Here is an 18,487-nt window from a genome sequence, read left to right on the forward strand (position 1 = left end):
CTCACGCAACAACGAAGACAGGACATTCCGCATGAAGATTGCAGTGCTGCCCGGCGACGGCATCGGCCCCGAAATCGTCAATGAAGCGGTCAAAGTGCTCGACGCACTCGACGAGAAATTCGAACTCGAGCAGGCGCCCGTGGGCGGTGCCGGCTACGAAGCGAAGGGCCACCCGCTGCCCGATTCGACACTCGCGCTCGCGAAGGAAGCCGACGCCATCCTCTTCGGCGCCGTTGGCGACTGGAAGTACGATTCGCTCGAGCGCGCTTTGCGCCCCGAGCAGGCCATTCTCGGCTTGCGCAAGCACCTCGAATTATTTGCGAATTTCCGTCCGGCGATCTGTTATCCGCAACTGACGGGCGCTTCTTCGCTCAAGCCGGAGATCGTCTCGGGGCTCGATATCCTGATCGTGCGCGAGCTCAACGGCGACATCTATTTCGGCGCGCCACGCGGCATTCGTACGTCGCCGGACGGCGCATTCGCCGGAGAGCGCGAGGGTTTCGACACGATGCGCTACTCGGAGCCCGAAGTGCGCCGGATCGCTCATGTCGCGTTTCAGGCCGCGCAAAAGCGAGGCAAGCGGCTCACGTCGGTCGACAAGGCCAACGTGCTCGAAACGTCGCAGCTCTGGAAAGAGGTGATGATCGACGTATCGAAAGCGTATCCGGATGTCGAGTTGTCGCACATGTACGTCGACAACGCGGCGATGCAGCTCGTGAAGGCGCCGAAGTCGTTCGACGTTATCGTGACCGGCAACATGTTCGGCGACATTTTGTCCGACGAAGCGGCGATGCTGACGGGGTCGATCGGCATGCTGCCGTCGGCCTCGCTCGACAAGAACAACAAGGGCCTGTACGAGCCGTCGCACGGCTCCGCCCCCGATATCGCGGGCAAGGGCGTGGCGAACCCGCTTGCCACGATCCTTTCGGCCGCGATGATGCTGCGCTATTCGCTCGGCAAGCCGGAGCAGGCCGAGCGCATCGAGCGTGCGGTGCAAAAGGTGCTCGAAGGCGGCTACCGGACCGCCGATATCGCCACGCCCGGCTGCCGCCAGGTCGGCACCGTGGAAATGGGCGACGCGGTTCGCGCCGCATTGTAAGGAATGCGAAAGATTTTGCGTGGGGCCGGTTGTTCGGGTCGAATGCGCCGGTCCAGCGCGAATCGTGCATACAGTGTCGCTTTTAGGGCATCGCGGGGGCGCTCGTACGCCGCCGCGAGTGCGTTTTCGTGTAAACTGTGGCGATGCTCCGAGTCCCGTCCATCTCTTCGCTCGCAACGCGGCGTGATCTCGCGAACGGCTTCGCCGTGCGCGCGGAAGGATTCGTCATTGCCACGATCGACGGCGCTGTGAGCGCTGCCGGCATCATTTCGATCAAATCGATTACCCCCAAAACGATCACGACGAAAAGCTGATCGTCCGCCGTGCCCGCTCGACTTCCCCGCGCGGTCACGCCGGGCAAAGTTGCGGGGAAGCGTCCACTCGAAGGGTAAATCATGAACGTAGGTCTCGTAGGTTGGCGCGGCATGGTCGGCAGCGTCCTGATGCAACGCATGCAGGAAGAGCGCGATTTCGACCTGATCGAACCCATCTTCTTCAGCACGAGCAACGCGGGCGGCAGTGCGCCGGCGTTCGCCAAGAACGAGACCCGGCTCAAGGACGCGACGAACATCGACGAGCTCAAGAAGTGCGATGTCGTCATCACCTGCCAGGGCGGCGATTACACCACCGAAGTCTTTCCGAAGCTGCGCGCGGCGGGATGGAACGGCTACTGGATCGACGCTGCGTCCTCGCTGCGGATGAAGGACGATGCGGTCATCATCCTCGATCCGGTCAACCTGGACGTGATCAAGAACGCGCTCGTCAAGGGCACGAAGAATTTCATCGGCGGCAACTGCACGGTCAGCCTGATGCTGATGGCGCTGGGCGGCCTGTTCCGCGAGAACCTCGTCGAATGGATGACGGCCATGACGTATCAGGCTGCATCGGGCGCGGGCGCGCAGAACATGCGCGAGCTCCTCGCGCAGATGGGCACGCTGCACGGCGCGGTCAAGAACGAACTGGCCGACCCGTCGTCGGCCATTCTCGACATCGACCGCCGCGTGCTCGCCGCGATGACGAGCGACGCCATGCCGACCGATCATTTCGGCGTGCCGCTCGCCGGCTCGCTGATCCCCTGGATCGACAAGGATCTCGGCAACGGCATGTCGCGCGAGGAGTGGAAGGGCGGCGCCGAAACCAACAAGATCCTCGGCAAGCCGGCGATGGGGCAGGCAGGTTCGATTCCCGTCGATGGCTTGTGCGTGCGTATCGGCGCGATGCGCTGCCACTCGCAGGCGCTCACGATCAAGCTCACGAAGGACGTGCCGCTCGACGAGATCGACGGCATCCTTGCTTCGGCCAACGATTGGGTCAAGGTCGTGCCGAACGAGCGCGAGGCCTCGATGCGCGATCTCTCTCCGGCGGTCGTGACAGGTACGCTGGCCGTGCCGGTCGGCCGGTTGCGCAAGCTTGCGATGGGCGGGGAGTATCTGTCGGCCTTCACCGTGGGCGACCAACTGCTCTGGGGCGCGGCAGAGCCGCTGCGCCGCATGCTGCGTATCCTGCTCGAGAAGTGATTCGAAGGCCACGCCGGGGCGGCGCGGCCCGCCGCACTGTGGCTTTGCCTGGTTTCCTCACGTAAACTACGCGTTTACGACGCATGAAACCACGGAGGCGTCGCGATGTTGCGCGGCGCCTTTTTCTTTTGTCGATCGCAGTTCGTGCTTTGGGTTGTCGGCCGGATGTCGGTCCGAGCGAAGGCTTTCTTCTTGCTCCGGTCCTGTGCAATGCACGAGTGCTCCGGCACCGGCCCCTTGATAGCGCTTACGCCGATCCCATGCAAAGCTGTTGTTCCAGACCTTGTCTTTTCCCAAACGTCACCCAGGGCCGCGCTCCGATGCGCGGGAAAACCTCATGACCGTTCGTTCCACGCTTCGCGCGCAGGGGCAGCGCCCACGCGCGCTGCCCCTGCGTGCACGCGTTGCAACGCTCGCTGCCGCGGCAGCGCTCGTAGGCGCGCTCGCGGGCTCGCCGCTTCACGCCCAGCCCGCGGGTGCTTCGGCGCCGGCCCAGGCAGCGGCCAGCTCGCCGGCGGCAACGCAGTACACCGTAAAGCCCGGGCAGTCTCTGAACGACGTCGCGATCGCCATTACGCAATCGCACGAAAAAGCCGTGCTCGCGCGTGCGGCCAGGGCGATTTTCGATGCCAATCCGTCCGCCTTCATGCGCGGCGATCCGAGCCTCATGAAAGTGGGCGCGGTGCTGAAAGTGCCGCCGCTCGATGCCACGGGCAGCGTGGCGCAGGCGCCTGCTTCCGTGCCTGCTTCCGCATCCGCGCCGGCGGCTGCCAGCGCCGCGGCGCATGCCGTTGCGTCGGCCGTCGCGCCTGCGTCCGCATCCGCCGCGCCCGCGAGCGCCCCGCAACATGCATCGGCGCCTGCGCCGGCTCTCGCGCCCGCGAGCGCCGTGCAACATGCATCGGCACCGGCCACGCCAGCAGCGCCGGCAAGCGCGGCACCCGGCGCTGCCCCGCGTGCGGCTGTCAATGCGCCTGCTCCCGCGTCCGCGGCAAGTGCCCCGGCGCCCGCGAGCGGCAGCAGCGGGCACGCCTGGACCGGGTCGATCCAGCCGGCTGCCAGCGCGCCTGCGGAAACCCCGCCATCGGCTAGTGGCGCCTCCGCCTCGGTTGGCGAATCACCTGCCGTCGCTGCACAGGCGGCTCCGGCCGTGGCCGCGCCGGCATCGCCGGCCACGGCGGCGGCTGCGGCACCCGCATCGGCCGCATCCGCCGCGCGGCCGCACACGTTCTCGAGCCTGCAGCAGCTCTTGGCCTTGAAGAACCGCGTACTGATGGATCTTCAGCGTCACGGCTTCGGTTCGCCGGGCGGGCGCGAAACTGCGGGCAAGCCGGTCGGTGCAAGCGGAGCCGCATCCGGTGCCGTTGCGCAGGCGCCGGGCTCGGCGCAAGGCAGTGCAACGGCGCATGGTTTAGCCGCGAGGGCGGCAGGCGCGAACGAACGCTTTATCGGCATCGGCGGGTATGGCGTTACGCTTGCGCGCGATGCGGTGGCGACCGTCGCGGCCATAGCTGCCGCCGCCGTCGCGGCATTGCTCGTGGTGGTCGCGGGCCTTGCTGTCGGGCGCCGCAAACGTCGCGCCGCACGCGCGGCTGCGGCCGATGAAGCGCTGCAGGCGAATGCGTCTTCGCCGCCTGTCCGTGACGAGGCGCAGCCGGGGCGTGCCAGCGCGCCGCCGCCCGTCACCGACGATCCCGTGGAAGCGGAGTTCCTCGCGACCCTTGCGCGGACGCCGACGAGCAAGCGCGCCCTCATGGGCCTCGCCGCCCACTATGCCGAGCGGCGCAACGCGAGGGGCTTCGACGAGATCGCGCAGCGCATCTGGCGCTTGTCTGGCGGGCGCGGCCCCAACTGGATCCATATCGCCGCGCTCGGTCGGCAACTCGATCCCGACAATGCGCTCTATGCCGTATCGGGCACCGACGCGGCTGATACGTTCGTCGGCCTCGAGCCCGATGACGACGACGTATTGCCGGCTCATTCAACGGCGGCCCAGCAGCAGGCAGCGGCACAGCCAGCCGAGCCGGTGGTCGAACGACGGCCTGCCGAGGCCGAACCGCCTGTGGCGGCCGCGCCCGAGACGCCGGTTGAACCCGCATCGGTCCAGCCGGAGCATGGCGCGCCGGAGCAGCCGGAAGCGTCTGCGGTTGAGTCCGAGCCTCTCATTCAGCCCGAATCCGTCGAGCCGGGCGAAGCGCAAGCCGCGCATATCGAGGCGAGCGAGGCCGAACCGGAGCCTGCCGCTTCCGCTCGGGAAGAGCCGATAGAGCCGGCGCCGGTGCCGCCTGCGAGCGCACGAGCGGAAGAAGCGCTGGCGGAAGAGGCGCCGCACGAGCGGCCCACGCAGCCGGCCATGCCGTTTCCGCCGGAGGCTATTGCGGCGTTGAACGCCCTGGATCTCGGCTTGCCGCCGCGCAGCGAGAGCCCGGCTCCGGGGCAGGCGGCCCCGGAAGCGGCACATCCGGCCGGCGAGCCGGAGGAGCTCGAGCAGACGGACGACTTCGCCGAGCGTGAGCGTCGCCTCGCGCCGCAGGAGCCGGCAGTGGAGGCCGCGCCGGCCGAACAGGCTGGACCAGCCGAGCCGGTCGAGCCGGCCGCCCCGGTTCCGCCTGCGCAGCCAGCGGTAGCTGGCCTGGGCGCCGCGCCGTTCGGCGCGCTCGATCTTGCGTTCGACCTCGATTTGCCGGGCGCGGGCGAGGACGGGGGCGAGCGTCGAGCGAGCCCGGCGCCGGCTCAGCCCATGTTCACGCCCGAGCAGATGGCCAGGATCGCGCGCAACAAGCTGGAGCTCGCGTCGGAGTACATCGCGCTCGGCGATCTGGGCGGTGCGCGCACGTTGATTCACGAGGTGATCGAGTCGAACGATCCCGCCACGCACGACGAGGCCAAGGCATTGCTGGCCACGCTCGCGCCGCTTTCCTGACGGCAGGCCGGGCTCCGATGCGCATTGCTCTCGGCATTCAGTACGATGGGACGGCGTTTTGCGGCTGGCAGTCGCAGCCGCACGGCAAGACGGTGCAGGACGTTCTCGAGCGCGCGCTCGCCGAGTTCGCGCGCACACGGGTGCAAACGGTTGTGGCCGGCCGCACTGATACGGGCGTGCATGGTCTCGGCCAGGTGGTGCATTTCGATACGGAACTCGAGCGTACCGAGTTTTCGTGGGTGCGCGGCACGAATGCTTTCCTGCCGTCCACGGTGGCCGTGCAATGGGCGAAGGCGATGCCCGAGGCGTTCCATGCGCGGTTTTCGGCGTTCGAGCGGACCTATTACTACCTGCTCCATGTGCACCCCGTGCGCGCGCCGATGCTGAGCGGGCGGGCCGGCTGGATACACACACCGCTCGACCTCGATGCGATGCGCACCGCAGCCGCATGCCTGATCGGCGAGCATGATTTTTCAGCGTTCCGTTCATCGGAATGCCAGGCGAAGACGCCGGTGAAGCACCTGTATCAGATCGACATCCGGCCGGCCGGCGACCTGATTCATTTCCGCTTCCGCGCGAACGCTTTCCTGCATCATATGGTGCGCAACCTGATGGGCAGCCTCGTTGCGGTGGGGCGTGGCCGCTACCCCGCCGGCTGGCTGGCGGAGGTGCTGGCCAGCCGGGACCGCAACCGCGCGGCGCCCACATTCATGCCGGAAGGGCTGTATCTCGCCCACGTCGGTTATCCCGAGGCGTTCGCCGTGCCGCCGGCGCACCTCGGCAGCGTGCCCTGGAGCGGCATTTGGAGCGAGTAAAAGAACATGGACACCACCGCTGAGTCGCACCCGGAGCCGCTCGACGATATGTCGGGCCGCGACGGGACGGGCCACGATATTCCGCGCCGCGCGCGCATCAAGCTGTGCGGGCTGTCGCGCCGGTCCGACGTCACGCTCGCCGTCGAGCTCGGCGCCGATGCGATCGGCCTCGTCTTCTATCCCCCGAGCCCGCGCGCCGTGAGCGTGGGCGAGGCTGTCGACCTCGTGGAAGGGCTGCCGCCGTTCGTCTCGGCGGTGGGGCTTTTCGTGAACGCCACGCCGGACTGGCTCGGCGAGGTGACCAGCAACGTGCCGCTCGACATGCTGCAATTCCATGGCGACGAATCGCCTGACGACTGCGAGCGCCTCGCCAACGTGGCCGGGTTGCCATGGCTTCGCGCGCTGCGCGTCGCGGCTGATACGCGGCACGCCGATTTGGTAGAATCTGCCCGTAACTATTCAGCAGCCGGCGGCCTGCTCTTCGATACGCATGTCGAAGGATATGGCGGCGGCGGGAAGACTTTCGATTGGTCACTTATCCCAGCAGAGCTCGCGCGTCGGGCCGTTTTGAGTGGTGGGTTGAACGCGCAAAACGTCGGTGACGCGATTCGTCGCGTGCGCCCGTACGCGGTCGATGTCTCGAGCGGCATCGAAGTGCCGGGCGCCAAGGGCGTGAAGGATCCCGCCCGCATGGCGGCATTCGTTCGCGCGGTGCGCGAGGCGGATGCCCGATGAATCGAAGCGGCGCACGAAACCGGCCCTGTCCGGCGCGCCGCGCTCTCGAGAGTGACGAATCATGTACAACCTCCCAGATGCTCATGGCCATTTCGGCCCATATGGCGGCACGTTCGTGGCCGAAACCCTCGTGCAGGCGATCGACGAACTGCGCGCCGCATACGAGAAGTTTCGTAACGACCCCGAGTTCGTCGACGAATACCAGCGCGAGCTGAAGTACTTCGTCGGCCGCCCTTCGCCGATCTACCATGCCGAGCGCTGGAGTCAGCTGCTCGGCGGCGCGCAGATCTTTCTCAAACGCGAGGATCTGAACCACACCGGCGCCCATAAGATCAACAACGTGATCGGGCAGGCTCTGCTCGCCAAGCGCATGGGCAAGCCGCGCGTGATCGCAGAAACGGGGGCGGGCCAGCATGGCGTGGCCACCGCGACCATCGCCGCGCGCTTCGGTATGGAGTGCGTCGTCTACATGGGCGCGGAAGACGTGCGCCGTCAGGCGGCCAACGTTTATCGCATGAAGCTGCTCGGTGCGACCGTGGTGCCCGTCGAATCGGGCTCGCGCACGCTGAAAGACGCGCTCAACGAGGCGATGCGCGACTGGGTGACGAACGTCGAAAGCACCTTCTACATCATCGGCACGGTGGCGGGCCCGCATCCATACCCGATGATGGTGCGCGACTTCCAGCGCGTGATCGGCGACGAATGCCGCGTGCAGATGCCCGAACTCACGGGGCGCCAGCCCGATGCGGTCATCGCCTGCGTCGGCGGCGGCTCGAATGCCATGGGCATCTTCTATCCGTATATCGACGATGCGTCGGTCAAGCTGATCGGCGTGGAAGCGGCGGGCGACGGGCTCGAGACGGGCCGTCACGCGGCCTCGCTGATCGGTGGCAGTCCCGGCGTGCTGCACGGCAACCGCACCTATCTGCTGCAGGACGAGAACGGGCAGATCATCGAGACGCACTCGATTTCGGCGGGCCTCGATTACCCGGGCGTCGGGCCCGAGCACGCCTGGCTCAAGGACAGCGGCCGGGCGCAGTACGTTGGCATCACCGACGAAGAAGCGCTCAAGGCGTTCCATGACTGTTGCCGCATCGAAGGCATCATTCCGGCGCTCGAGTCGAGCCACGCGCTGGCGTACGCGACGAAGCTCGCGCCCACGCTCGGACGCGATCGGCACCTGCTCGTGAACCTCTCGGGCCGCGGCGACAAGGATATGCATACCGTCGCCGACCGCTCCGGAATCCGTTTCTGAGCCGGGCCCCGATGCGCGACGTCATCGACGATTTCGACGAGCCGCAGCCGGCAGCGGGCAGCGCTGCCGGGCCCGCGTTCGCTCCCGGCGCGCTGCCCGCGTCGATCGATCTGCGCCACCGCGACTTCCTCGCCGATGCGGCCAACGTGCCCGACGGCTCGATCGACCTGATCGTTGCCGATCCGCCCTACGGGCTCGGCAAGGACTACGGCAACGACTCGGACATGCTGACGGGCGAGGCGTTTCTCACCTGGACGCGCGGCTGGCTCGAACTCGCGATTCCGAAGCTCAAGCGCAGCGGGGCGCTTTATATCTTCTGCACGTGGCAGTACGCGCCCGAGATATTTTCGTTCCTCAAGGGCCGCCTCACGATGGTCAACGAGATCATCTGGGACCGGCGTGTGCCGAGCATGGGCGGCACGACGCGGCGTTTCACGTCGGTGCACGACAACATCGGGTTCTTCGCCGTCTCGAAGGATTACTACTTCGACCTGGACCCGGTGCGCATTCCGTACGACGCGGCAACGAAAAAGGCGCGCTCGCGCAAGCTTTTCGAGGGCAGCAAGTGGCTCGAAATCGGCTACAACCCGAAGGACGTCTGGTCGGTTTCGCGTTTGCACCGGCAGCATGCCGAGCGCGTCGATCATCCGACGCAAAAGCCGCTCGAGATCGTCGAGCGCATGGTGTTGTCGAGTTGTCCGCCCGGCGGCCGCGTGCTCGATCCCTTCATGGGCAGCGGCACGACGGCGGTTGCCTGCGCACGCCATGGGCGCGGCTTTGTCGGCTATGAAATCAACGAAAGCTACTGCGCGATAGCGCGCGAGCGCGTGAGCGCCACGAACGCCGCGAACCGGCCCCTCGACGCCGGCGCGCTGGCGCCCTGAGTGGGCACTGCCGCATACGTTTCCAGAGAAACCAACATGTCCCGTATCGAAAAGACTTTCGCGGCACTGGCCGCACAACGCCGCAAAGGGCTCATCCCGTTCATGACGGCGGGCGATCCCGATCCCGCGCGCACGGTGGACTTCATGCATGCGCTCGTGGCCGGCGGTGCCGACGTGATCGAGCTTGGCGTGCCGTTTTCCGATCCGATGGCCGATGGCCCGGTGATCCAGCGCTCGTCGGAGCGCGCGCTTGCACGCGGCGTTTCGCTGCGGCAGGTGCTCGCCGATGTAAAGCGCTTTCGCGAGCGCGACGACAAGACGCCGGTCGTACTGATGGGCTATGCCAATCCGATCGAGCGCATGGGAGCCGACGCGTTCGCGCAAGCGGCGTCGGAAGCGGGCGTCGACGGCGTGCTCGTCGTCGACTATCCGCCGGAGGAGTCGACCGATTTCGCGAACCGGATGCGCGCGGCCGGCATCGATCCGATCTTTCTGCTGGCGCCCACGTCGACCGACGAGCGCATCGCCGCTGTCGGCAAAGTGGCGAGCGGCTACGTCTATTACGTCTCGCTCAAGGGGGTGACCGGCGCGGCAAATCTGGACGTTTCCAGCATCGCGAGTAAAATCCCGGCCATCCAATCGCAAGTGCCGCTGCCGATCGGCGTCGGTTTCGGGATCCGGGACGCACGCACGGCCCGCGCGGTGGCCGAAGTGGCGGATGCCGTGGTGATCGGCAGCCGTATCGTGCAATTGCTCGAGGAAACACCGCCGGAAGCCGCCGTATCCACGCTGACGGCGTTCGTCGCCGAAGTGCGGCGTGCCATCGACGGGCAGTGAGCACGAGCGACATCATTAAAGGGGCCACATTGCGATGCCCCACCGCCCTGGCGCCTCGCGGCGCGGGGCGAGGTTCGAAGCGGGATGGCCTGCCGCGGACCGAGAGACCATAGAAAGGAACGACGATGAGCTGGCTCGACAAACTGCTGCCGCCGAAGATCAAACAGACCGACCCCAAAAGCCGCAAGGGCATTCCCGAGGGGCTCTGGGTGAAATGCCCGTCGTGCGAGGCGGTGCTTTATCGCAACGACGTCGAGGCGAACCTGCATGTATGCCCGAAGTGCAGCCATCACATGCGCATCGGCGCGCGGGCGCGGCTCGACGCATTGCTCGACGCCGAGGGACGCTACGAGATCGGCCAGGAAATCGTGCCGGTCGACGCGCTCAAGTTCAAGGACAGCCGCAAGTACCCCGACCGCATCAAGGATGCGATGGACGATACGGGGGAAACGGATGCGCTCGTCGTGATGGGCGGTGCGATCCATACGCTGCCCGTCGTCACGGCTTGCTTCGAGTTCTCGTTCATGGGCGGCTCGATGGGCTCGGTGGTGGGCGAGCGCTTCGTGCGCGGCGCGCAAAATGCACTCGAGCAACAGGTGCCGTTCATCTGCGTGACGGCCTCGGGCGGCGCGCGGATGCAGGAAAGCCTGCTCTCGCTGATGCAGATGGCGAAGACGACGGCGATGCTGACGAAGCTTTCGGATGCCAGACTGCCGTTCATCTCGATTCTGACCGACCCGACGATGGGTGGCGTATCGGCGAGCTTCGCGTTCCTCGGCGACGTCGTGATCGCGGAGCCGAAGGCGCTGATCGGTTTCGCGGGCCCGCGCGTAATCGAGCAGACCGTGCGCGAGAAGTTGCCCGAAGGCTTTCAGCGCGCCGAATTCCTGCTGCAAAAGGGCGCGATCGACATGATCGTCGATCGCCGCAAGCTGCGCGAGGAGCTGGCACAGCTGATTGCGTTGCTCACGCGCCAGCCGGCGGACGCCGTGGCCTGACCCGCAGCCGCTCGCAGCCCGCGCCGGGCCGCGGGCGACCATTCGGCGCGCCGCCCGAACACGTTTCGGGCGGCGCGCGTCGCTTTTTGCGCCGTCGGACGACGAGCGGCGCGGCGGCAAGCGGGGGCCCAGGCATCTTGACTCCCGCGCCACTCCAGATTGAGACGATTTTCCAGATGAGTACGTTTCCCACCCTCGGCGCCTGGCTGGCCCACCTCGAGTCGGCGCATCCGGTCGGTATCGACATGGGTCTGGGCCGCATCGGCAAGGTCAAGGCTGCCATGCGGCTGTCGCTGCCATGTCCGGTATTCACCGTGGGCGGAACGAACGGCAAGGGCTCGACCTGCGCGATTCTCGAATCGATCCTGCTCAAAGCCGGCTATCACGTGGGCTGCCACACCTCGCCGCACCTGCTCGAATTCAACGAGCGCGCGCGCATCGACGGCCGCAACGCCACCGATGCCGAGCTGCTGCCGCACTTCGAAGCCGTGGAAGCGGCGCGCACGAGCCTGCCCGAGCCGGTCTCCCTGACTTACTTCGAGTTCACGACGCTGGCGATCCTGCACTTGTTCGCCACGAGCGGGCTTGACGCCGTCATTCTCGAAGTGGGGCTCGGCGGGCGGCTCGATGCCGTCAACATCATCGATACGGATTGTGCGGTCGTTACGAGCATCGACCTCGATCACGTCGAATACCTCGGCGATACGCGCGAAAAAATCGCGCTCGAGAAGGCTGGTATCTTCCGGCCGGGCCGGCCCGCGATCTGTGCCGACCCGGCCCCTCCGCAGTCGCTCGTCGAGCATGCCAACGCGATCGGCGCGGATCTCTGGCTCTTCGGACGCGATTTTCGCTACGAGGGGCAGGCCGGCAGCGAGCGCCAGCAATGGAGCTATGTCGGCCGCACGCTGCGGCGCTCCGCGCTCGCCTATCCGGCGCTGCGCGGGGCCAATCAACTGATCAATACGTCCGCGGCGCTGGCCGCCCTGGAGGCCCTGCGCGACCGGTTGCCCGTCTCGGCGCAGGACATCCGGCTCGGGCTCGCGAACGTCGAGCTGCCGGGCCGCTTTCAGGTGCTCCCGGGCCGGCCCGCCGTCGTGCTCGATGTCGCGCACAATCCGCATGCGGCGGCCGCCCTGGCTCAGAACCTCGGTGGGATGGGGTTCTACCGCTATACCTACGCGGTGTTCGGCGCCATGCGCGACAAGGACATCCCGGGCGTGATCGCGCATCTGAAAGGCGAGGTCGATCACTGGTGCGTGACCGATCTGCCGACGCCGCGCGCGGCCTCGGCCGAAGTACTCGAAGCGGCGCTGCGCAACGCGGGCGTCGTCGACGGGCCCGATAGCAGCGTCCGGCGTTTCGCTGCGCCGGCCGAGGCGTTCCAGGATGCGCTTAATCGCGCGACGGACGATGATAGAATTCTGGTTTTCGGCAGTTTCTTCACCGTGGGCGGCGTAGTGGCCTACCGCAAGTCGCGGCAACATTGACCGATACCGACGCGCGCCAGCCCGTCATTCAGCGATTCATGGGACTTTTTTCGTTCGGCAAGAAAGACGACGCGCCGCGCCGGCGTGGCGGCAATGCCCGCTCCGAGCGGGTCGAGCGGCGTACCCGCCGTACCGAGCGTACGGCAGGTGACGCCGATGCGATGCTGCTCGACCCGACGCTGCCCGAAAAGCAGCGCGCGAGGCGCCGGCTCGTCGGCGCCATTGCGCTTGTCGTTGCTGCCGTCGTGATTTTGCCGATGGTGCTCGATTCGCATCCTAAGCCCGTCACGGACGACATCGCCATCGATATCCCGAACCGACCGGCCACGGTGCCGTCGCGCGCAAGCGACGACCGCCCGGCCGAGACACCGGCAGTGCCCCCCGAACGGGGTGCGGGGGACGATGCGCCGGATGCCGCGCAAGGCGTGAGCCCGGCACCGGCACTCGCTGGCAGCGCCGCGAATGGCGACACGCGCGACACGCACGGCAAATCCGACAAATCCGACAAATCCGGTAGAGCGGCCCAATCGTCTGCTCGGCAAAAGGCAGACGCGCCATCGGCTCAGGCCTCTTCCTCCCCGATCTCGAAACCCCCGGCCGCCGCGCCCTCGCGCAGCCAGAGCGCGAAGCCTGCCGCGGCCAACGCCTCCGCATCCGACCCCGGTTCCCCCTCGGCGCCTTCGGGCGCGCGATTTGCCGTGCAATTGGGTGCGTTCGCCGACGAGTCGAACGCGCGCCGTTGGGAAACGAAGTTGAAGGCTGCGGGTGTGCCCGCATATATCGAGCATCGCAAGCAGGCGGACGGTTCGACGCGCGCACTGTTGCGCGCGGGCCCGTTCCCCGACCGCGCCGCGGCTTCGGCCGCGATCGCCAAGGTACGCGAGGCCGGTTTGACGGCGAATGCGGGGCAATAAGACGCGTCTATGCTGACCGCATTCGACTACGCCGCATTGGCGGTGATCACCCTGTCCGCGTTGCGCGGCGCATGGCGGGGCCTGTTGGCAGAGATTTTCGGCTTGATCGGCTGGGTCGCGGCTTTTTTTGTCGCAACCCGCTTCGTTGGGCGCCTGGTGCCCTATATTCCAGCTGACTGGCCCGGCGGCGCGCTGACGCAATGGCTGCTCGCGTTTGCGGCGATCATGGTGGGCGTGGTGCTCGTGGCGGGCGTCGCGAGCGCGCTGATTTCGCGCATTGTGGCGGCGAGCGGGCTCAATGGCGTGGACCGTTCGCTCGGCCTCTTGTTTGGCCTCGCGCGCGGCGTGATCCTTGTACTGGTGCTGGTTGCGCTGGCCGGGCTTACCGAGCTGCCGAAACAGGAATTCTGGCGCAATGCGCTGCTGCGGCCTTATGCCGAGCAGGGCGTGCACAAGCTGAAACCGCTGCTTCCGCCACAGCTCGCGGAGTACGTCCGGATCTGACGGCGCTTTCGTCGGGCGGCGGCAGCATGGGATCGCAAAGCGGTGCGCGGGCGCCGGCTGCGGTCGACGATTTTTCGTATCTTTGAAGGACCTGCCATGTGCGGCATCGTAGGCGTAGTCTCCCATTCCCCGGTCAACCAGCTGGTCTACGACAGTCTTCTGCTGTTGCAACACCGCGGTCAGGACGCAGCCGGCATCGCAACGGCGAACGGCAGCACGTTCCACATGTACAAGGCCAACGGCATGGTGCGCGACGTATTCCGTACGCGCAACATGCGCAGCCTGCCCGGCACCTCGGGCATCGGCCAGGTGCGCTACCCCACGGCCGGCTCGGCCACGAGCGAGGAAGAGGCGCAGCCGTTCTACGTGAACGCGCCGTTCGGGATCATCCTCGCGCATAACGGCAATCTCACGAACTGGCGGCAGTTGAAGGACGAAATGTTCCGCATCGACCGCCGGCACGTGAACACGAGCTCCGATACAGAGGTGCTGCTCAACGTGCTCGCGCACGAATTGCAGCTTGCCACCACGGGCCTCGAGCTCGATCCGGCGACGATCTTCACGGCGGTGGCCGGGGTGCATCGCCGCGTGCGCGGCTCGTATGCGATCGTCTCGTTGATCTCCGGCCACGGGCTGCTCGCTTTCCGCGACCCGTTCGGCATCCGCCCCCTTTGCATCGGCAAGCTCGAGACCGAGCAGGGCGTGGAGTGGATCATCGCGTCGGAATCGGTGGCCGTCGAGGGCATCGGCTTCGAATTCGTGCGTGACGTCGCGCCCGGCGAGGCGATCTTCATCGACAACGACGGCAAGCTGCACAGCCAGCAGTGCGCCACGAAGCCGAGCCTGAACCCCTGCATCTTCGAATACGTCTATCTTGCCCGGCCCGATTCGGTGCTCGACGGCGTGCCCGTCTACAACGTACGCCTGCGCATGGGCGATTATCTGGCCGAAAAGATCAAGCGCGAGCTCGGCGATGTGAAGATCGACGTGGTCATGCCGATTCCCGACTCGTCGCGGCCCGCTGCCATGCAGGTTGCCGCGAAGCTCGGCGTGGAGTATCGGGAAGGCTTCTTCAAGAATCGTTATGTCGGCCGCACGTTCATCATGCCCGGCCAGGCCGTGCGCAAGAAATCGGTGCGCCAGAAGCTCAATGCCATGGCCGTCGAGTTCAAGGGCAAGAACGTGCTCATCGTCGACGATTCCATCGTGCGCGGCACGACATCGCACGAGATCGTGCAGATGGCGCGCGACGCGGGCGCGAACAAGGTGATCTTCGCGTCCGCCGCGCCGCCGGTGAAGTATCCGAACGTTTATGGCATCGACATGCCCACGCGCGGCGAGCTCGTCGCCCATGGGCGCAGCGACGAGGAAGTGGCGAAGATCATCGGCGCCGACTACCTCGTGTACCAGGACGTCGAGGCGCTCAAGCAGGCTGTGCGCGACATCAATCCGTCGCTCCTGCGCTTCGAGGCGTCGTGTTTCGATGGCGATTACATCACGGGCGACGTCACGAGCGAATATCTGGACGTGATCGAGCGCGCGCGCAACGCGCCCGCGTCGCAAGCCGATCGCGATTCGGCCGGCGACGTGACCGACAGTACGGTCACGCGCTCGCAATTGCACCTGCAACTGTCGGTGGAGTGATGCCGCCCCGGCGTGTTACGATGCAGGCTCAGCGTCGATTTGAGTTCAGCTTGCGGACGCGGGGCGCCCCCCGAAACAGCTAAAGCGAACGGGGCCGAAAGGCCGTCCGACGCCAAGCCGTTTTCTCGTAGCACCCCGTACACGAAGCCCGCTTTTGCCGACGCGAAGCGGGCTTTTTTGTGGCCGGGCGCCGTGTGAACGCATTTCGCGGCTGCTCCTCTTCGATCCGGTTTCGAGTGCATAAGACATGACGGCTATGGACGACTTCTTCAATTTCGACACGCTCGCCGTTCGCTCCGGTACGGTGCGAACCGACTACAACGAGCATTCCGAGGCGCTCTTCCTGACTTCGAGCTTTTGCTTCACGAGCGCAGCCGAAGCCGCCGAGCGCTTCAAGCATTCCGAGGAGTACTACACCTATTCGCGCTTCACGAACCCGACCGTGACGATGTTCCAGGATCGCCTTGCCGCGTTGGAAGGCGGCGAGGCCTGCATCGCGACAGCGTCGGGCATGAGCGCGATTCTCTCGGTCGTCATGGCCGCGCTGCAGGCGGGTGACCATATCGTCAGTTCACGGGCGCTTTTCGGCTCGACGATCGGCTTGTTCACGCAGATTTTCGGCCGCTTCGGCGTGAGCACGACCTACGTGGACGCCAACGACCTCAGTGCCTGGAAAGAGGCCGTACGGCCGGAAACGAAGCTGTTCTTTGTCGAAACGCCGTCGAACCCGCTCACCGAGCTGTGCGACATCGAGGCGATCGGCAAGATCGCCAAGGCGGCCGGCGCACTCTTCGTCGTCGACAATTCGTTTTGCAGCCCGGCCGTGCAGCAACCGTTGAAGCTCGGCGCCGATGTCGTCATGCATTCGGCAACGAAGCTCATCGACGGGCAGGGGCGTGTACTGGGCGGCGCGCTCGTGGGCACGCGCCAGTTCATCATGGAAAAAGTGTTCCCGTTCGTGCGTACGGCCGGCCCCACGATTTCGGCCTTCAACGCGTGGATCCTGCTCAAGGGTTTGGAGACGCTTGCCCTGCGGGCCGAGCGTCATTCGGCCAATGCGCTCGCTGTCGCCCGCTGGCTCGAGGCACATCCGCGCGTCAAGCGCGTGTACTATCCGGGGCTCGAATCGCATCCGCAGTACGCGTTGGCTCTGCGCCAGCAGAAGTCAGGCGGCTCGGTACTCGCATTCGAAGTGGTGGGCGAGACGCCCGAAGAGCAGCGCACGAATGCGTGGCGTGTGATCGACGGCACTCGCCTTTGCTCGATCACGGCCAACCTCGGCGATACGCGCACGACCATCACGCACCCGGCCACGACGACGCACAGCCGTATCACGCCCGAGGCGCGGGCGGCTGCGGGCATTACCGAGGCGTTGCTGCGCGTGGCGGTGGGCCTCGAGGATGCCGGCGATATCCGTAGCGATCTTGCGCGCGGCCTCGACGGTTGAGATAAGCGCGGGCTGTGGGAGGAAACAGCGAGCTGGACGGCCCGCGTTCGGCCGTTCAGCTCGTTCGGGGTGGGGGAAGGCCGCTCGGGCCGGCACCCCGGCGTGAGCGCGTCAAACGTCGAGCAACTCGACTTCGAACACGAGCGTGGCGTTCGGCGGAATGACCCCACCCGCGCCGCGTACGCCGTAGCCGAGCTGGGGCGGAATCGTGAGCCGGCGCACGCCGCCTACCTTCATGCCCTGCACGCCTTCGTCCCAACCCTTGATGACCATGCCGCCGCCGAGCACGAACGCGAACGGCTCGTTGCGGTCCTTGCTCGAATCGAACTTCTGGCCGTCGGTGAGCCAGCCCGTGTAATGCACGCTGACGGTGCGGCCCGCTGTTGCTTCGGCGCCGCTGCCTTCCGTCAAGTCTTCGTACTTGAGCCCCGATTCGGTGGTCACGGTCGACATGAAAAACTCCTTCGGTAACAGGGAAAACCGCCATTGTAGGCGTTCCCCGTCAGCCGGGGTGCCTATAATGGAGCCTTGCCAACGCGTCTCCAGGCCCGGCGCCTCGCGGATTTCGAGGCGCCGATCCGCCCCGGAGCGAATCAGATACGGGGGTCGATCGTGTCGACGTCTTTCAATGCCGCAGCCGTTGCCGCATCCGACGAACGTTTCGCTCGCCTGCGCGCCGAAACGGCGCTGTTCATGCGCGATCACGTGTTGTCGCTCGTTTCGCACGATCTTCGCAGCCCACTCAATGCAATCCATAGCTGGGCCTATGTGCTGGAGCGCAAGATCGACGTCGCGGACGCAGCGGCGCAACGGGCGCTGGCAGGTATTCGCTCCGGTATCGATCAACAGGTGAAACTGCTCGAGGATGCGGTGGACAGCACGCGTTCGGCAACGAGAACGCTCGCCTTGCAGCGTGCGCCGTTCGCAATACGCGCGGTGGTCGACACGGTGGTGGGCGACGTGCAGCGCGCGCTCGCCGATGCTCGCGGTGTCTCCATCACGGTCGATATGCCGCTCGCGGACGAAATGTGCGACGGCGATCGGGAGCGCGCCGCTCAGGCTGTCTGGGTCATGCTCGTCTTCGCTGTCGAATGCAGCGCGCCCGGTGCCGCGGTAAAGGTCGAGAGCCGAATCGACGCTGGCTTCTGGCACACCGATGTCGCGTGCTCGATGCGCTTCGCCGCGCTCGAGGATGCGGAGTTGCCGCATGCACTCGAGCCGTTTGCGCGCAAGCAGGCCACGCTGCCGCGCGAAGCCGGGCGTATCGCCTGGGTGCTCGCTCTGCCGCATCGCGTTGCAACGGCGCACGGCGGGACGTTCGAGCAAGGTCCGACCGTCGATGGGCAGCCCTCGACGGTTTCGCTGCGCCTGCCGCTGGCAGCGGCCTGACGGCGACTTGGCATACGCAGGCCACGCCGTGTGCGGCTG

At 66.4% G+C, this 18,487-nt stretch carries 16 protein-coding genes; 15 read left to right on the plus strand and 1 reads right to left on the minus strand.

Going from position 1 to position 18,487, the window contains the following annotated elements:
* Positions 1-31 precede the first annotated feature (31 nt).
* The 14 genes from leuB (at position 32) to U0034_RS27110 (ending at position 17,059) form a co-directional block, all read left to right on the plus strand.
* Positions 32-1,099 (plus strand): 3-isopropylmalate dehydrogenase, encoded by a 1,068-nt coding sequence (gene leuB, locus U0034_RS27045; RefSeq protein WP_085227615.1) that lies wholly within the window; start codon positions 32-34, stop codon positions 1,097-1,099.
* Positions 1,100-1,494: 395 nt separating this feature from the next.
* Positions 1,495-2,616, plus strand: coding sequence for an aspartate-semialdehyde dehydrogenase (asd, locus tag U0034_RS27050; protein ID WP_085227614.1), 1,122 nt, complete (start codon positions 1,495-1,497; stop codon positions 2,614-2,616).
* A gap of 337 nt (positions 2,617-2,953) precedes the next feature.
* Positions 2,954-5,539: a FimV/HubP family polar landmark protein gene (locus tag U0034_RS27055; protein ID WP_085227613.1), complete on the plus strand. Its 2,586-nt coding sequence runs from the start codon at positions 2,954-2,956 to the stop codon at positions 5,537-5,539.
* A gap of 17 nt (positions 5,540-5,556) precedes the next feature.
* Positions 5,557-6,354, plus strand: coding sequence for a tRNA pseudouridine(38-40) synthase TruA (gene truA / locus U0034_RS27060; protein ID WP_085227612.1), 798 nt, complete (start codon positions 5,557-5,559; stop codon positions 6,352-6,354).
* Positions 6,355-6,402: 48 nt separating this feature from the next.
* Entirely contained in the window at positions 6,403-7,089 is a 687-nt protein-coding gene (locus tag U0034_RS27065) for a phosphoribosylanthranilate isomerase (RefSeq protein WP_085227705.1), read from the plus strand.
* A 61-nt stretch (positions 7,090-7,150) separates the two neighbouring features.
* Positions 7,151-8,344, plus strand: a complete 1,194-nt coding sequence (gene trpB, locus U0034_RS27070; RefSeq protein ID WP_085227611.1) for a tryptophan synthase subunit beta — start codon at positions 7,151-7,153, stop codon at positions 8,342-8,344.
* Between the two features lie 11 nt (positions 8,345-8,355).
* A complete protein-coding gene (locus U0034_RS27075; RefSeq protein WP_085227610.1) occupies positions 8,356-9,228 on the plus strand; it encodes a DNA-methyltransferase in 873 nt (290 codons plus the stop codon).
* A gap of 36 nt (positions 9,229-9,264) precedes the next feature.
* The gene (trpA, locus tag U0034_RS27080; protein ID WP_085227609.1) at positions 9,265-10,065 is read left to right on the plus strand and encodes a tryptophan synthase subunit alpha; all 801 of its coding nucleotides are present in this window, start codon (positions 9,265-9,267) and stop codon (positions 10,063-10,065) included.
* Between the two features lie 125 nt (positions 10,066-10,190).
* Positions 10,191-11,063, plus strand: coding sequence for an acetyl-CoA carboxylase, carboxyltransferase subunit beta (accD, locus tag U0034_RS27085; protein ID WP_085227608.1), 873 nt, complete (start codon positions 10,191-10,193; stop codon positions 11,061-11,063).
* Between the two features lie 176 nt (positions 11,064-11,239).
* Positions 11,240-12,550, plus strand: coding sequence for a bifunctional tetrahydrofolate synthase/dihydrofolate synthase (gene folC, locus U0034_RS27090; RefSeq protein WP_085227607.1), 1,311 nt, complete (start codon positions 11,240-11,242; stop codon positions 12,548-12,550).
* Between the two features lie 38 nt (positions 12,551-12,588).
* A complete protein-coding gene (locus U0034_RS27095) occupies positions 12,589-13,464 on the plus strand; it encodes an SPOR domain-containing protein (protein ID WP_085227704.1) in 876 nt (291 codons plus the stop codon).
* Positions 13,465-13,473: 9 nt separating this feature from the next.
* Entirely contained in the window at positions 13,474-13,968 is a 495-nt protein-coding gene (locus tag U0034_RS27100) for a CvpA family protein (protein ID WP_085227606.1), read from the plus strand.
* Positions 13,969-14,064: 96 nt separating this feature from the next.
* Positions 14,065-15,612 (plus strand): amidophosphoribosyltransferase, encoded by a 1,548-nt coding sequence (gene purF / locus U0034_RS27105; RefSeq protein ID WP_085227605.1) that lies wholly within the window; start codon positions 14,065-14,067, stop codon positions 15,610-15,612.
* A gap of 256 nt (positions 15,613-15,868) precedes the next feature.
* Positions 15,869-17,059 (plus strand): O-succinylhomoserine sulfhydrylase, encoded by a 1,191-nt coding sequence (locus tag U0034_RS27110; RefSeq protein ID WP_085227604.1) that lies wholly within the window; start codon positions 15,869-15,871, stop codon positions 17,057-17,059.
* A gap of 111 nt (positions 17,060-17,170) precedes the next feature.
* Here the strand turns inward: U0034_RS27110 and U0034_RS27115 are convergent, their stop codons facing one another.
* Complete coding sequence (locus U0034_RS27115) at positions 17,171-17,512, minus strand: FKBP-type peptidyl-prolyl cis-trans isomerase (protein WP_085227603.1); 342 nt, start codon at positions 17,510-17,512, stop codon at positions 17,171-17,173.
* Positions 17,513-17,671: 159 nt separating this feature from the next.
* Between U0034_RS27115 and U0034_RS27120 the strand changes: the two genes are divergently transcribed.
* Positions 17,672-18,448: a sensor histidine kinase gene (locus U0034_RS27120; RefSeq protein WP_233211992.1), complete on the plus strand. Its 777-nt coding sequence runs from the start codon at positions 17,672-17,674 to the stop codon at positions 18,446-18,448.
* Positions 18,449-18,487: the final 39 nt, after the last annotated feature.

Origin of the sequence: Trinickia caryophylli (genome assembly GCF_034424545.1) — a bacterium.
Taxonomy (GTDB): Bacteria; Pseudomonadota; Gammaproteobacteria; order Burkholderiales; family Burkholderiaceae; genus Trinickia; species Trinickia caryophylli.